Annotated in this window: 12 protein-coding genes; 10 read left to right on the forward strand and 2 right to left on the reverse strand. The window is 60.4% G+C overall.

Translation table 11 applies throughout. The annotated features are described in order from the left end of the window. The first annotated feature begins 46 nt into the window (after positions 1–46). The gene (locus ACFFT4_RS24310; protein WP_378051512.1) at positions 47–1387 is read left to right on the forward strand and encodes a hypothetical protein; all 1341 of its coding nucleotides are present in this window, start codon (positions 47–49) and stop codon (positions 1385–1387) included. Positions 1388–1441: 54 nt separating this feature from the next. Further along, positions 1442–2239, forward strand: coding sequence for a TetR/AcrR family transcriptional regulator (locus tag ACFFT4_RS24315; protein ID WP_378051513.1), 798 nt, complete (start codon positions 1442–1444; stop codon positions 2237–2239). Positions 2240–2290: 51 nt separating this feature from the next. On the opposite strand, the gene ACFFT4_RS24320 is transcribed toward ACFFT4_RS24315, so the two are convergent. Then, entirely contained in the window at positions 2291–3082 is a 792-nt protein-coding gene (locus ACFFT4_RS24320; RefSeq protein WP_378051514.1) for an ABC transporter permease, read from the reverse strand. Then, a complete protein-coding gene (locus ACFFT4_RS24325; protein WP_378051515.1) occupies positions 3079–3969 on the reverse strand; it encodes an ATP-binding cassette domain-containing protein in 891 nt (296 codons plus the stop codon). Before ACFFT4_RS24325 ends, ACFFT4_RS24320 begins: the two co-directional genes overlap by 4 nt. Before the next feature lie 225 nt (positions 3970–4194). Between ACFFT4_RS24325 and ACFFT4_RS24330 the strand changes: the two genes are divergently transcribed. The 8 genes from ACFFT4_RS24330 to ACFFT4_RS24365 all read left to right on the forward strand — a co-directional run bounded on the left by ACFFT4_RS24330 (position 4195) and on the right by ACFFT4_RS24365 (position 15787). Continuing rightward, positions 4195–5841 carry a helix-turn-helix domain-containing protein gene (locus ACFFT4_RS24330; protein WP_378051516.1) on the forward strand — a complete coding sequence of 549 codons (1647 nt, stop codon included), beginning with the start codon at positions 4195–4197 and terminating at the stop codon, positions 5839–5841. A gap of 100 nt (positions 5842–5941) precedes the next feature. Next, on the forward strand, positions 5942–6991 hold the full coding sequence (locus tag ACFFT4_RS24335) for an ABC transporter substrate-binding protein (RefSeq protein WP_378051518.1): 1050 nt from the start codon (positions 5942–5944) through the stop codon (positions 6989–6991). Positions 6992–7810: 819 nt separating this feature from the next. Then, entirely contained in the window at positions 7811–8884 is a 1074-nt protein-coding gene (locus tag ACFFT4_RS24340; RefSeq protein WP_378051520.1) for a Gfo/Idh/MocA family protein, read from the forward strand. Positions 8885–9094: 210 nt separating this feature from the next. Further along, positions 9095–10408 (forward strand): extracellular solute-binding protein, encoded by a 1314-nt coding sequence (locus ACFFT4_RS24345; RefSeq protein WP_378051521.1) that lies wholly within the window; start codon positions 9095–9097, stop codon positions 10406–10408. A gap of 89 nt (positions 10409–10497) precedes the next feature. Next, positions 10498–11433 carry a carbohydrate ABC transporter permease gene (locus ACFFT4_RS24350; RefSeq protein ID WP_378051522.1) on the forward strand — a complete coding sequence of 312 codons (936 nt, stop codon included), beginning with the start codon at positions 10498–10500 and terminating at the stop codon, positions 11431–11433. Positions 11434–11455: 22 nt separating this feature from the next. Next, on the forward strand, positions 11456–12289 hold the full coding sequence (locus ACFFT4_RS24355; protein WP_378051523.1) for a carbohydrate ABC transporter permease: 834 nt from the start codon (positions 11456–11458) through the stop codon (positions 12287–12289). A gap of 103 nt (positions 12290–12392) precedes the next feature. Continuing rightward, positions 12393–14216 carry a cache domain-containing sensor histidine kinase gene (locus tag ACFFT4_RS24360; protein WP_378051524.1) on the forward strand — a complete coding sequence of 608 codons (1824 nt, stop codon included), beginning with the start codon at positions 12393–12395 and terminating at the stop codon, positions 14214–14216. A gap of 2 nt (positions 14217–14218) precedes the next feature. After that, positions 14219–15787: a response regulator gene (locus ACFFT4_RS24365; RefSeq protein WP_378051526.1), complete on the forward strand. Its 1569-nt coding sequence runs from the start codon at positions 14219–14221 to the stop codon at positions 15785–15787.

Consider the following 15787-nt stretch of genomic DNA (forward strand, 5'->3'; position numbering starts at 1 on the left):
ATTGCGTCTAACCGGTGGAACGAAAACGGACGGAAGGCGGCATGACGTGTCTACATATTTTCGCATGACAAGAGCGCTTGCGCTAAGCTGCCTGGCGGCCGCAGTCCTGCTTGAGGCTTCCTGCTCCAGGGGGAACGGGGCGGGCGCGGCGGACTCCGAAGGGGCGGCGGAAATTGCCGGGAACGCTCCGGGCGAGGCCGTTGCGGCGGCGAATCTGGTTCCGGAGCCCGCGGACGAGGATGGAGACGGGATTTTCCGGCCTTATTTGCTGGCTTCCGTCCCCGAGCGAGACATCTCCCTGTTTGCCGAAGAAAACGGGGTCGTTCTGCAGGCAGGCGGGAAGTCGCGGGAATACGAATGGAGCTACATGACACCGCAAGCGATTGGGCCGGAGCTGTGCGTGCGCGACTTCGACGGCGACGGGGCGGACGAGTTGGCCGTTATTTTGCATATCGGTTCGGGAACGGGAGTCGCCGTAAGCGAGCTCCATCTCGTCGAGCTCGACGATCTGCAGGATTACCCGCTGTCGGAGGACGAATACCGTCCCCGGATCGAGCGGGCGATTGCCGAGCTGAAGGCAAGCTCCGCCATTCCCGCGGCGTTTGCGGAAGAGAACATTTTGTTCGGCAGCTGGATTTCGTACGATGCGGACGGGGACGAATTGCGGGCCAGAATCGGCTTGGGCCTGTCGGGGCAGGACCAACCGGCGTTGACGCATATCGGCGACCTGCTCGCGGACGTGCAGTTCCGGGCAGGCAAGTATGAGCTGACCGGTTTTGAGTTCGAGAGCGATCCGGCAGCGGAAGGAAACGGGCTTGCCGAGTCGGACTTTAGCGATGGAACCGCCGAACTGGACGCAAACAACGGACTGGCCGAGCCGGGCGTAAACCACGAATCCGCGGAGTCGCCGGACGGGCGGTATTTGATCGAAGCTTATGGCGTCAACAAGAAAATTACCGCAGGCGGGCTGTATCCCGCCGAGGGCATCCGGCTCGTGAAGCGGGCTTCCGGCAAGGAGCTGTGGTCGACGACGGGGTATTACAGCCATTCCTTCTTGTGGTCGGCGGACAGCCGTTATGTGGCGGCGTCCTACGCGGCGCGCATATGGGAAGGCTCGATTGTCCTGGACGCGCGGGACGGCTCGGAAATCGAGCTGCCGGGCGTAGAAACGATGCGGAAGCAAACGAAGCGGACGACAACCGTCCACGAAGCCCGGTCCGATCCGTATTTTCATGCCGAGGAATGGCTGGATAACCGCAGCCTGCGCGTATCGTTCCAATGGACGGGAGCGGATTACGAAGATTACTCCGGAGATTACGTCTATGACGTACGTTCCCGCAAGCTGCTTGAAGTCCGTTGGCACGAGGGGGACACGCCCGCGTCGTGATCGGCAATCTGTGGTATACTGTTTACATCGTATACACTTACCAAGGAGAGAACGATGGAACACAATCGCAACGGGAACGACCGGGACGGAGTGGACGAGGCGGCGCTGGAAAAGCTGCCGAACGGCGCCAAGCTCGGGTGGGGGCTGGCGAAGCCTTCTACTCGCGGACCGAAGGGAGAGCTGAGCGTCAAGAAGATCGTCGACGCCGCGGTCGCGCTGGCCGACCGGGACGGGTTGGCCGCCGTATCGATGAGCCGGGTCGCGTCGTCCCTGGGTTTTACGACAATGTCGCTCTACCGATATATCGCGAGCAAGGACGATCTCCTGATGCTGATGTACGACTCCGTTAGCGAGGTCGAGCTCCCGGCAAGAAAGGACGGGGACTGGCGAGCCGAGATGCGGGATTACGTATGGGCCTGCGTCGAGGTGTTCGTCCGGCATCCCTGGTTCGGGGACATTCCGGTGACCTCGATCCCGATCATGCCGAACACGCTGAAGATCGTCGATTGGGTGCTGGGGACGATGCGCTCTTTTCCGCTGAACGAGCATGAGAAAATGTCGATCCTGCTGCTTCTGAGCAGCTACAGCCGCTCCGTCGGATTGATCAACCGCGACTTCGGGCAGGCGCTCAAGGCGGGAGCCAATCCGGATACGTTTAACGGGCTGGAATACAGCGCGGCTCTGAAGCAGCTCGTCAAGCCGGAAAGTTATCCTCACCTGCATCCGATCGTCATGTCGGGAACCTACGCGGGGGAGAACGAGCAGACGAGCACGGTCGGCGACGACTTCGATTTCGGATTGGAGCGGATTTTGGACGGCGTTCAGCATTATTTGGATATGAAAAAGGGATAAAGAAAACGGCGGCGCGCCCGGTGAATACCGATGCGAACCGCCGTTTTTCTTTTATCTGCGTCCGGCCTTGCGTTTGAACGAGAGGCTGCACCAGACGACGGAGCCTACGATGAGCAGCGCGCACCAGCCGACGGCCAGCCAGGCCTGATCGCCGATCGGCGTGCCGGTCAGCAGGCCGCGAATCGTCTCGATGACCGGGGTGATCGGCTGATGGTTGGCGACGCCCTGCAGCCAGCGCGGCATCGTCTCCGTCTGCACGAACGCGCTGGACAGATAGGGAAGGAACAGCAGCGCGAAGCCGTAACCGCTGGCCGCGGAAGGGCTGCCCGCGACCAGGCCGATCGCGGCGAACAGCCAGGTGAAGGCGAGAATGAACAGCACGATGACGCCGAGCGCCGCCAGCCACTCCGCCGCTCCGGCGTTAGGGCGAAAGCCGACGAGGCAGGCGACGCCGATGACGATCGCGGTGGCCAGCAGGTTGCGGGCGAGACTGGCGGCGACATGCCCGGTCACCACGCCCATGCTGTGGATCGGCATCGTGCGGAAGCGGTCGATGATGCCGCCTGTCATGTCCATGGAGACGTCGACCGCCGTGCTGGACGAGCCAAAGCCGGCGCACAGCAAAATGATGCCCGGGACGACATAGTTGACATAGTTGCCGCCCGGATCGAGCGCTCCGCCGAATACGTAGGTGAACAGCAGCATAAGCATTACCGGGAGCATGACGGCCATGATCAAGGCCTCCACGTTCCTTAGACTGAGGCGAATGCTGCGGCCGACGAAGACGGCATTGGCGACGAGGAAGGATGCCGAAGCGGGCGCCGTACGGGGTGAGAGATTCATGAGACCGATTCCTCCAAACGCTGTTGGGATGTCAGAGCAAGGAACACGTCGTCCATGCTCGGCTTGCGCAGGCTGACGCGAGTGTCCGGCGGGAGCAGGGGAGCGAGTTCGGTCAACGCTTGACGAACGTCGGAGATCGTGCCGGAGGTGGCCACCGTCTGCAGCAGCGTCTCGTTGCGGTCCCGCAGCTCGATCACTTCTTCGCCGACGCGGGCTTTCAGCTCCGCGGGGGTTCCCGTCGCGACGATCCGTCCGCCGTCGATGACCGAGATTGCGTCGGCCAGTTGATCCGCTTCCTCCAAGTATTGCGTCGTCAGGAAGACGGTAATGCCCCGTTCCTTTAATTGAAGGATGATTTTCCATAACGTCTGCCGGCTGATCGTATCGAGACCGGTCGTCGGTTCGTCCAGGAACAGCACCGGTCGTTCGACGACAAGGCTGACGGCGAGATCGAGCCTTCTGCGCATGCCGCCCGAATACGATTTGACCCGCTTTTCCCCCGCCGCCGCGAGCTCGAACCGTTCCAGCAGCTCCGCCGTACGGGTCTTCGACTGCGTCGGAGACAGCCCGGAGAGCCGGCAGATCATGCGCATGTTTTCTTCCCCGGTGAGCAGTTCGTCCACCGCCGCGAACTGGCCGGTCAGGCTGATGGAGCCTTTCACCTCCGTTTTTTTCGTCGCGACGTCATATCCCGCTATTCTTGCCTCTCCGGCATCCGCGGCCGTCAGCGTGGAGAGAATGTGAATCAGCGTCGTTTTGCCCGCCCCGTTCGGTCCGAGCAGCGCATAGATACTGCCGGAAGGCACGGACAGGTCGACTCCGTTCAGCACGTTTTGTTTGCCGAAGCTTTTTTTCAAACCCTTCGTTTCTATGGCAAGCTGGCTCATTCAAGCGCTCCTTTCTTGTTCTAAACTGTGTTCTGCATAAACAGTATATTATATACACTATTTTGACGCAACACTAAAAATCCAAAACTCGTCCGGGCGCGTCAGCAGGGTTCGCTGTCATCCCATAGACGGAGCTCAGCGATGGAGATTGTCCGGCGGCCGGCATGCGTGTACACTGAAAGTTACATGGAAAAAATGATTAGCCGGAGGACGGATATTCGATCTATGGAGGAATTATATACGTGTACGGGCGCATGGCGAACCGTGCTGCAGGCGGCGGACGGAGCGGACAGACGCTGGACGGACGGCTACTGCCTGTTCGTCGCCCTTGGAGGCCAAGGCCGGCTGGAGATCGACGGGGAGCAGTGGATTATGCACCCGGGAGCGGTCTTCTTCTGCAATCCTGACCGGCTTGCGGAATTGCGGGCGGCCGACCGGCGCCATCTCGAGGTCGCCTGCGTCCGCTTTCGGATTGTCCGCCGCAGCGAAGCGGAGAGCGAAGAGGGCGTTTACCGGGAACGGACGAGCCGCTGGCTGCCGGACGGGGAGCTCGAGAGCGGGGCGTCCTATCGGGCGGCGGAGCTTATTCGGGATATTTTGGCCGCTTCGGCGGAGGCCGACGACATGAAGCTTATGCGCAGGGATATGCTGCTGTACGAGCTGCTGCTGCAGCTGCGCGGGAACGTTCAAGCGGCCGAGGGCCAAGCCGAGGCCGCGGATCACCGGACATCGATCCGCACGGTGATCGCTTATTTGCAGCAGCATTACAGCGAGGAGATTACGAGGGATGCGATGGCGGCGCTAGCCGGCTTTCATCCGCGTGTGTTCTCCGGATTGTTCAAGCAGGAGACCGGCATCGGCTTCGCCGACTATTTGGCCGGCATCCGCATTCGCAAGGCAAAGGAGCAGCTTCTGCTCACCCGCGGCAATCTGGACGAGATCGCCCGCAATGTCGGCTATTCGAACGGCTTGTATCTGAGCCGCAAGTTCAAGCAGGAGACGGGGCTCTCGCCGAAAGCTTATTTGCGCGAGCCGAAGCGGGTCGTCATCTACGACCTGATCGGCAGCCTGCTGGCGCTCGGCGTAAAGCCGGTCGGAGCTTCTTATTTCTACGGGCTGGCGAATCACCATCTGCTGAAAGAGGAATTGCGGGGGATCGCGGACGTGGGACGCACGACGGTGCAGCCGGTTATCGATCTGGAGCCCGAGCTGATCGTCGTTCCGTTGTGGCTCGGTTCGGAGCTGATCGGCAAGCTGCAGGCGATCGCGCCGACGATGATCGTTCCTTACGGAGACCCGGTCGATCGCATGCGCCGGCTGGCCGACGCGCTGGGCAAGCGCGCCGAAGCCGAAGCTTGCGTGTCCGGCTATATGGAACGGGCGAAGCAGGTTCGGGAAGAAATCGGCGAGGTGATCGCCCTCGGCGAAACCGTCGGCCTCTACGAGCTGAGTGCCGACAGCGTCTGGGTGTTCAGCGAATTTCACGGCCGCGGAGGCTATAACCTGTATCGGGCGATGGGGCTCGAGCCCCCGGAGAACGTTCGCCGGCATGTCATGGGCAAAGGCATGATTACCGAGGTGCGAATCGAGCGGCTGCCGGAATATGCGGCGGACCACATGTTCGTCTGCTATCCGTTTGCGTCCGACAGCGAACCGTGGGTGACCCGGATGATGCGGCATCCGGTGTGGAGCTCGCTCGAGGCGTATCGCCGCAACCGCATTTACTTTATCAACCGGAAGCTGTTTCATTCCGCGGACATGCTGTCTATGATCAAACAGCTCGAACTGCAGAGGGAACTGCTGCTCAAGCATGGAAGAGCAAGCGAAGGGCCTTGCGTCTTTGTGCATAAAAAGGATGACTTTAATGCATAGACGGGCGCGTTCATCCTGATAAAATAAAACTGTTCGATGATAATGAGAATCGCTCTCACCTTGGTCGGACAGTTTATGAAATCGGGAGGAATAATGAAGGATGGGTTCGAAGCAAAGAAATAGACAGGGGTACACTGCTGCGTTGATTGTCGCGGCGCTGACGTTCATGCTGCTCGCCGCTTGCGGCAGCAATAACGATAAAGCGGGGAACGCCGCTTCGACGGAATCGGTCGGCGCGGAGCAGCCGGCGCCGTCCCAGGAGCAGGAAGCCGCGCCTCCGGAGGAAGAGACGAAGCCGGACGAGCCGACGGAGCGTACGCTGGTCGATCCGCTCGGACACGAGGTGGTCGTGCCGGCCAAGCCGCAGCGCGTGCTGGCTTCTTATTTGGAAGACTATCTGGTAGCGCTCGGCGTCGTCCCGGTGGCGCAGTGGTCGGTCGGCGGCTCGCCTATGGGGTATTTGCAGGAAGAGCTGGCGAATGTGCAGACGGTGCCGCATGATCTTCCCTACGAAGTGGTGACCAGCCTCGAACCGGATCTGATTCTGATTGGGGACGAAGCGCTTATCGCGGACGGTAAATACGATACTTATTCCAAGATCGCTCCGACTTACGCTCTTGGCCAAGAAGTCAACGCGGACTGGCGCAAGGCGCTGCTAAAGGTCGGCGAGGTGCTGGGCAAAGACGAGGAAGCCCAAGCGGTGCTGGACTCGTACAATCAGGAGCTGCAGAGCGCGCGCGAGAAGATCGACGCGGCTTACGACGGCAAACGTCCTTCCACTACGGCAATCTGGCTCGTCTCCAAAACGTTCTGGATGGTCAGCGACAATCAGTCCAGCGGCGACGTATTGTACAAGGATCTCGGACTTGCCGTCCCCGAGCTAGTGGCGCGCATCTCCAAGGGCGAGGGCGGCATCTGGAAATCGGTGTCGATGGAGGCTTTGACCGAGCTGGACGCCGATCATATTTTCCTGATCAACAGCGATTCCGCATCCGGGTCGGAGGCGCTGCAGGACCCGGTCTGGCAGAGCATTAAAGCGGTCAAGAACGGTAATGTTCACGAATATCCCGCAAATTCGAGTTGGCTCTACACGGGCATTATCGCCAACCGTCAGATCGTCGGGGACGTACTGGAAAGCCTCGCGCCTTAAAAATTGATACTTAGTGGAGAAAGCCTTCCGTTCCCGCTGTTTGCACGGGCCGGAGGGCTTTTTTGCGATTTTTGCGAGGGATAACCGGGATTTGTCCGGCATTTCGAGTGGAATTGGGGGGCTTTGGGCGAGGAGATAGCAGGTTTCTTAGAACATCACGAGTGGAATAGGGGCTTTTGGCGGGGAGATATCAGGTTTCTTAGAACATCTCGAGCGGATTGGAGGCTTTTGGCGGGGAGATATCAGGTTTCTTAGAACATCTCGAGTGGAATGGAGGCTTTTGGCGGGGAGATAGCAGGTTTCTTAGAACATCTCGGGCGGAATGGAGGCTTTGGGCGAGGAGATAGCAGGTTTCTTAGAACATCTCGAGTGGAACGGAGGCTTTTGGCGGGGAGATAGCAGGTTTCTTAGAACATCACGAGTGGAATAGGGGCTTTTGGCGGGGAGATATCAGGTTTCTTAGAACATCTCGAGCGGATTGGCGGCTTTTGGCGGGGAGATGGCAGGTTTCTTGGAACATCTCGAGCGGATTGGCGGCTTTTGGCGGGGAGATGGCAGGTTTCTTGGAACATCTCGAGCGGAATGGAGGCTTTTGGTGGGGAGATAGCAGGTTTCTTAGAACATCTCGAGTGGATTGGCGGCTTTGGCGAGACGATAGTAGGTTATCCGCTATCTGGCCTGGGTTGCGCACGGCGAAGGAGTCTCCCGTTCCGATTTCGTGTTTTATATTCGGAAGTTGTTGTGGCCTTGCAGGAATTTTGCTATGCGGTGCGAATCGATAAGGCGATACCCTTATCTACTAGGAAGAAGGCGATCTCGGTGAGCAGACAGGTAAGCATCGGAGTTATCGGATTGGGCGGAATGGCGCGGTATCATATCGAGCAGTTGGAGAAGGTCGAGGGCGTAAGCATCGTGGCCCTGTGCGACGTCAGCGAGGAAGCGCTCGCCGAGGTCGGCGGGCGGCTGAACGTGCCGGAGGAGCGGCGGTATCGCGACGCGCAAGCGCTGATCGCCGATGCGGAGGTGGAAGGCATCGTTGCGGTAACGCCGAACGATTCGCACGCGGCGATTCTGCTGGCTTGCATCGCGGCGGGCAAGCCGCTGCTGGCGGAGAAGCCGCTGACGCGGACGCTGGACGAAGCGCGCGAGGTGCTGGAGGCTTATCGGCGCAATCCGATCCCGCTGCTGATCAATTTCTCTTATCGCAACGGGCCGGCATTCCAATATGCGAGGAGATTCGTTGCCGAAGGCAAGCTCGGCCGCATCAACCATCTGTTCGTGCAATATTTGCAGGACTGGGGCTCGACGGCGAAAAACACGCCATTCTTGTGGCGCTTCGACGAGGCGGTGACCGGAACGGGCACGCTGGGAGACCTCGGCTCGCATATGATCGATATCGCCGAATATTTGACCGGTGGGCGGATGGCCGAGCTGCAGGCGATGCTGACGACAATCGTGCCGGAGCGTCCTCATCCGCGGACGGGAGAGCCCGTGGCGGTCAAGGTCGATGACTTTGCCTGCTTTAACGCGCGCTTCGCGGACGGAGCCGTCGGCGTGTTTCAGACGTCCCGCAACGCGCTCGGCTCGGGCAATCAGCACGAGGTCGCGCTGTTCGGCGAGAAGGGCACTTTGCGCGTCAGCACGTTGAACGACCGGCAGCTCGTCTGGACATACCCGACGGAGGACGGCAGGGAGACGGCGACCGAGACGATCGACGTCGCGGAGAGCGAAGGGCTGAACCCGTGGGCGGAGTTCGCCGAGCGCATCCGCGGCGATCGTCCGGCCAGCCCGGAATTCGCCGGGCTGGAGGACGGCTACCGCAATCAACTGCTGCTGGAGACGGTCGTACGGGCGAACGCGGTCCGCGCCGTCGTTCCGGTCGAAGCGGAATAAGAAACGTTACTCTAAGTTAAAAAGGTGTCGGACGTTCCGATCGCATTCGGAATGTCCGACACCTTTTTGCCGTGCACGGCCGGAGCCCTCATCAAAGAACGGAACGGATTCCCCCCAAACGATAATGTAAGCGGTTTCCGACAGCCTGCGATTTCCTGCATACTGAATGGGCAACGACATCCAAATCACGTTGACGGGGGAGAACAGTCGATGAAAAAAAGCTTATCCGTTATGCTGGCGTTCGCGCTGATGTTCGTTATGGCCGCGTGCGGCGGAGGAAATAACGCAGCCACTCCAAGCGGCAGCCAAGACGCAAGCTCGAACCAGCCGTCCGAAAGTTCCGGGAAGTCGGCGGAAAAAGTCGCGATCGAATACTGGCACACGTATTCCGATTCCGAGGAGAAGGTGCTGCTGGAGAAAATCAAGCCGAAGTTCGAGGCCGATTATCCGAACATCGAGCTGAAGCTGACCCGCATGCCGTACGAGGGGCTGAAGGATCAGGTGATCGCGGCGGTGGCCGGCGACGCGGCTCCGGATTTGATGCGCATGGACATCATCTGGGTGCCCGAGCTCGCCGCCAAGGGAGCGCTGAAGAAGCTGAGCGACTTGCCCGGCTTTGACGACGTGAAAAGCGCCGTATTCGACAGCCCGATGCAGACGAATATTTTCGAAGGCGAATATTACGGCGTGCCACTGAACACGAACACGAAGATCGCCATCTACAACGCGGACACGCTGAAGGAAGCGGGATTGGAGCAAGCGCCCGCGACGATGGACGAACTCGTGCAGGCGGCGCGCGCGCTCAAAGCCCAAGGCAAGCAGGGCATCGGCGTATCGAGCATCGGAGCCTGGGGCATGCTGCCTTACTTCTGGAGCCTCGGAGGCAAAGTGACAAGCGACGATTACACGCAGGTGGACGGCTATCTCAACAGTCCCGCCAGCATCGAGGCCTTGGAGCAGATCGTGGGCTGGAACAACGAAGGGCTCGTTATTCCGGCGCTGCTCGGCGGGGAGCCGGGGGCGTGGGACGGCCTGAAATCCGGCCAGTATATGATGATCGACGACGGCCCGTGGTTTTTCAGCATTTTGCTCGGCGACGCCGAGAATACGTTCGACCCGCTCGTGAAAACGGTCCGTGCCCAGCTTCCGGCCGGTCCGGGAGGCAGCGTCTCCGTCGTGGGCGGCGAGAATCTCGTCTCGTTCGCCAACTCCAAGCATCCGGAGGAAGCCTGGACGTTCATGAAGTGGATGCTCGGCAAAGAGCCGCAGCAGATCATGGTCGAAGCCGGGATGGTGCCGACGAATCGCGAAGCCGCACAGGCGATCGACGAGGGCCAGAATCCGTATATCGGCCCGTTCATCGAACAGCTCAACACGGCGCTGCCGCGCACGCCGATTCCGCAATGGGGCGAGATGGAAACGATCTTTAACCTGAGCCTGGAAAAAGCGATCCGCGGCGAACAGACGGCGTCCGAGGCGCTGAACGACGCGGTGAAGCAGATAAACGCCATTTTGGCCAAGTAGCAGCCATCCGTCCATCGACGACGGCCGCGCAGGCGAGCGTTCGCGTTCGCGGCGCGGCCGTCGCTATCCCGCAGAAGGAGGACCTAGCCATGACGCAAGCGCAAGCGACGTTATCCGCCAAATCCCGGTTCCGAACCGGCCTGGCGCAGTGGCTGAACGCCCTGCCGTTCGTCGCCGTCGGGCTCGTCGGCGTACTCGTTTTCGTCGTCTATCCGATGATTCAGAACGTCAAGGTGAGCTTTCAGGAGTTCAATATTTTGCCGGGTCAGAGCAGTCCGTGGGTCGGCTGGGACAACTACCGGGCCGTATTCGAGGACCCGAACGACAAGTTCATGATCGCGCTGAAGAACACGTTCCTCAACGTCGCGGTCACCGTGCCGATCAACTGGTTTCTGGCCGTCTTTTTCGCCGTCGTCATCAATACCCGGTTCGTGAAAATGAAGGTCGCCTTCCGCACCTTGTACTACTTGCCGATCGTAACGTCGTGGATCGTCGTGGCGCTGCTGTTCAAGTATTTGTTCGCCGACGGCTCGGGCGGCTTCGTCAACTACGTGCTGCTGCACGTCGGCATCCTGTCCGAGCCGGTCGCCTGGAAGAGCCATTACTGGTCGGCGATGATTATGATCTGGCTGTTCCACATTTGGAAAACGGTTGGCTGGGGCGTCGTCATCTATCTGGCTGCCCTGCAAGGCATCCCGCGCGATCTGTACGAGGCGGCGGACATGGACGGCGCTTCGGCGACGGGCAAGTTTTTGCGCGTGACGCTGCCGATGCTGCGCCCGATTACGCTGTTCGTGCTGATCAACCTGGTTAACGGCGCGTTCGGCTTTTTCCCGCAGGTGTACTTTATTACGGCCGGCGGTCCGATGAACCAGACGCAGGTTATTCCGAGCCTGATCTACATGGAGGCGTTTAAGCACTTCCACTTCGGGGAAGCGGCGGCGATGGGCGTCATGATGGGGCTGCTCGTATTCGCCGTCACCTATTACCAGATGACCAAGATCGGCAAGCAACGCTTGTTCTGACGACGAGGGGAGGAATTGCGCCATGCGAACGCCATGGATAACGAAGCTCGCCGTATACGCCGTTCTTGTAGCCGGGGCGCTGCTGTTCGTTTTTCCGTTCATTTATATGATTCTCACCTCCTTCTTCACGGCGACGTTCTCGCTGCCGCGGCCGGAGGAGGTATTCAGCGTCACGCCCAACTTCATCAACTATCAGGTGGTGTGGGGCAAAAACCATTTCGCGCAGTATTTCGGCAACAGCGTGCTGCTGACGTCGGTCGCGATGCTCGGGGCGCTGCTCGTCAGCTCGCTGACGGCTTACGGGTTCGCGCGGTTTTCTTTTCCCGGCAAGGAGGGCGTATTCCGTCTGTTTCTGCTCACGATGATGATCCCGTCGGTCATCAACATTATTCCGCAGTTCATCATTGTCAAAAATATGGGGCTCGTCAACACCTACGCGGGCCTGTGGCTCGTCTACATCGCGACCGGGGTCGTGGGCAACATGTTTTTCCTGCGCGGGTTTTTCGAGAGCATTCCGCGGGAGCTGGAGGAGTCGGTGCTGATCGACGGCGGGGGGAGCTGGCGCATCTACTGGAACATCTATCTCCCCCTGTCGCTGCCGGCGATGGGAACGCTGGCGATCTTCGTGTTCCAGGCGACGTGGGAGGAATACTTCCTGGCGCTGACGATCATCAAGAGCGAGGCGCTGCGCACGCTGCCGATCGCCATTCTGATGTTCAACGACAAGTACGCCACGAATTACGGGCAGATTTTCGCCGCTTCGATCATCGCGCTGCTGCCGGTCATTGTCATCTATATCGCCTTCCAGAAAAGGTTCGTGCAGTCGGGCTTTAACGAAGGGGCGGTAAAAGGGTGAAGCGGACGGGGGACGGAATTCCGGAAAATGAGACACCATCCTGAAAGTGCTTTCATCCTCTCCTGCGGACGGTGTACAATGGAGAACACGGGAGGAGAGGCGAATGAATCCACTTGCATGGGGAGCGGGTCAGCGGCTTCGCGGGAGCAAAAGGTTCGCGACGAAAATGATTCTGGCCCTGCTCGTCGTCATCCTCATTCCGACGCTGACGAGCGTGCTGTTCTACAACGCCTCGTCGAAGCTGGTCAAGAAAAATGTGCGCGTCACCTCGCTGCAGCTCGTCCGGCAGGCCGCGGACGCGCTGTCCGCGATTATGCTCGCCGGCACGGACGCTTCCAATATTTTGTACAGCGACGTCAAGCTGCAGCAGGCCGCGCGCAACACAAGCCCGACGCCGGAAGACGAGGAAGCCTACAAGACGTACGTATCCAACCTGCTGAACAACTATGTGGGCTCCAACTCCTTCGTTAAAACGCTGTACGTGCTGCGGGAGGAAGGGACGAGCTGGGGGAGCGGCTCCTTTAAGCTGTCGAAAATTTACGTGCAGTCGCTGCACGACCTGGATTGGGCGGCGATGGCCAGGGAGAAGGACGGCGAGACGGCCTGGGGGCGGCTCGCTTACGATCCGTACAGCGGCATCGGGGACATCAACGATCTCGTGCTGCCCGTCATACGCGTTATCAAAGACTTCGAATCGCTCGACGACGTCGGTTATTTGCTCGTCAATCTGGACGGCAACAAAATATTGGATCGGTTCGGACAAATCCGTCTCGGGGATACCGGCGGTTTTTTCGTCGTGGACGAGTCGGGAACGATCGTGATCGACCGCCGGCTGGACCGTCTCGGGCAGCCGCTCTCCGATCCGGAGCTGAGGCAGTGGGCGGCCACCGGCAAAACGGCCGAATTCGAGCACGAGGAGGACGGCGTCCGCTACTATCATATCAAGCAGCTGCTGTCCAACGGCTGGAGCGTCGTCGGCTCCGTGCCGATTCATGAGATTACCGACGAGCTGACGCGCATGCGCCGCCTGATCTGGACGTCGGCGCTCGGCTTCGCGCTGCTCGCCGTGGCGATCGGCCTCGTCCTGGCCCGTCAGGTGACGAAGCCGATCCAGCAGCTGACCTCGCAGATGAAGGTGGCGGAGGGCGGCGACTTCACGGCGCGTACGGAGGTCCGCTCCAAGGACGAGATCGGGCTGCTCAGCCGGCAGTTCAACAAAATGATCAAGCGGGTCGACGAGCTTGTCCGCGAGGTGCGCGAGGTGCACGAAGGCAGGCGTCAGGCGGAGCTGCGGGCGGTGATGCACCGTATCAATCCGCATTTTCTGTTTAATACGCTCAGCACCATCAAGTGGCTCGTCCGCTACAATCAAAGCGCCAAAGCGTACAACGCGCTGTCGTCGCTCGTCCTGCTGCTGGAGGCGAACATGGGCAAGAAGGGCAGCTTTGTCACGCTGGCGGAGGAGCTGGACATCGTCGCGAAATATTTGTCCATTCTGCAAATCCGCTACGATACGGAATTCCGGCTGCATCTGGACATCGCTTCGGAAGCGGAGACGTTCCCGGTGCCGCGGATGCTCGTTCAGCCGATCGTCGAGAACGCCGTATTCCACGGGCTCGTGCCGGTAGGAGGAGGCGGAGACATCTGGATTGAGGCCAGGGCGACGGAAGAAGCGATCTCCATTGCAATCCGCGACAACGGCCGCGGGATATCGCCGGACGACCTGCAGAAGCTGGACGTTCCGCAAGGTGCGGAGTCGTCCGGAATGACGGGAATCGGGCTGACGCACGTTCGCGAATGGATTCGTCTCTATTATCCGGCCGGCTCGGAGCTGCGAATCGACGGCGGCGGAGCGGCGGGCGGCACGGTCGTACGCATGAAGCTGATCAAGCCGGCCGACGACATCGCGAAGCGGAAGGGGGAATGACGATGTATCGCGTAGCCATCGTGGACGACGAGCCGGTCATCCGGTTCGGGATCAAAGCGTCGGTCGACTGGGGCCGGGAAAACGTCGGGCTTGTCGGAGATTTCGCCAACGGAGACGAAGCCTGGCGGACGCTCGAGCGCGACCCGGTCGATATTCTGATTACGGACATCAAAATGCCGGTGATGGACGGCCTCGAGCTGACGCGCCGGACGCTGGAGCGGCATCCGCGCACGAAGGTGATTTTCGTCAGCAGCTACAACGATTTCGAGTACGTCCGGCAAGGGCTTAAGCTCGGCGTCGTCGATTATTTGCTGAAGCCGACGCTGGAGCCGGAGGGGCTGCTGGAGCTCGTCCGCAGATGCCTGCGGCAGATCGAGGAGGAGCGGCGGCAGGACGAAGACCGGCAGCTGCTCCGCAGAACGAAGCTGGTCTCCGGCCGCCGCCGCTTGGAGTCGGACGTCAAGCGGGCGCTGGCCCACGACGACGGCGGTCCGGACGCGGAGTCGGTACCCGAATGGATGCGCCGCAGCTACGCGATCTGCACCGTGCTGATCGACGGTCTGCGGGAGACGGAGGAGCGGTTCGGTCAGCTTCATGCGGCGATTTTGCTGGAGGAGATGCAGGAAATCTTCTACGAGACGGCGCCGGAGGGAATCGCGTTCCTGGTCGGCACGCGGACGCTCGCGCTGATCGTGCCCGCGCCGGACGGAGAACCGCCCCGGACGGCGTTTGCAGCGGCGTCGGAGGCATGGTCCGACCGGCTGGGAGTCGAGGTCACGGCCGGCTGGGCCCTCGGAGGAAGCGTCGAGCGGCTGCGCGAGGCGTTCCGGGCGAGCGGACGGGCGGCGGAGCGCCGGTTTTTCGAAGGCGGCGGGGAGTACGGATTGCGGGAGCCGATCTGGACGGAAGCGTCGCGGCCGTCCGATTATCCGAGCGCCGCCCAGCTTCTGCAGGAGCTGAAGACGCACGCGTTATCCCGCGACGCGGAAGCCGTCGACAGGCTGGTCGGCGCCTGGATCGGACGATGGGAGACGCTTCGTCCGGACCCGGATACGGTGCGCCGCGAGGCGTTCGAGATCGTCACCGCGCTGTTCGTGAACGAGCAGGAAATGACCGTGCTGCTCGAAGGCTTCGAGGAGCTGAAGCGCAGCGAGACGCTCGGCGAGCTGACCGCCCTGCTGCAGGCGCAGATTCGGGGCTACCGCAAGTCGTTCGCGGCCGGCTCACACACGCACAAGGGCAACAAGCAGCTGATCGACAAGGCGATCGCCCGCATCTCGCAGCATTACACGGGAGAGATTACGCTGCAGCAGCTGGCCGATTACGTCCACATGAGCAAAAACTATTTCTGCCTGCAATTCAAGCATCACACGGGCTTTAATTTTATCGACTATTTGATCCGTCTGCGCATCGGCAAAGCGAAGGAGCTGCTCGGGGACCCGAGTCTGAAAATATACGAGGTGGCGCAGAGGTCCGGCTTCAACGACGTCAAATATTTCAGCAAGCTGTTCAAAAAGACGACCGGAGCGTCCCCGGTCGAATACCGCGAACGTCTGTCGCAGCGCGAGTAG

Origin of the sequence: Cohnella cellulosilytica (assembly GCF_042431195.1) — a bacterium.
Classification (GTDB): domain Bacteria; phylum Bacillota; class Bacilli; order Paenibacillales; family Paenibacillaceae; genus Cohnella; species Cohnella cellulosilytica.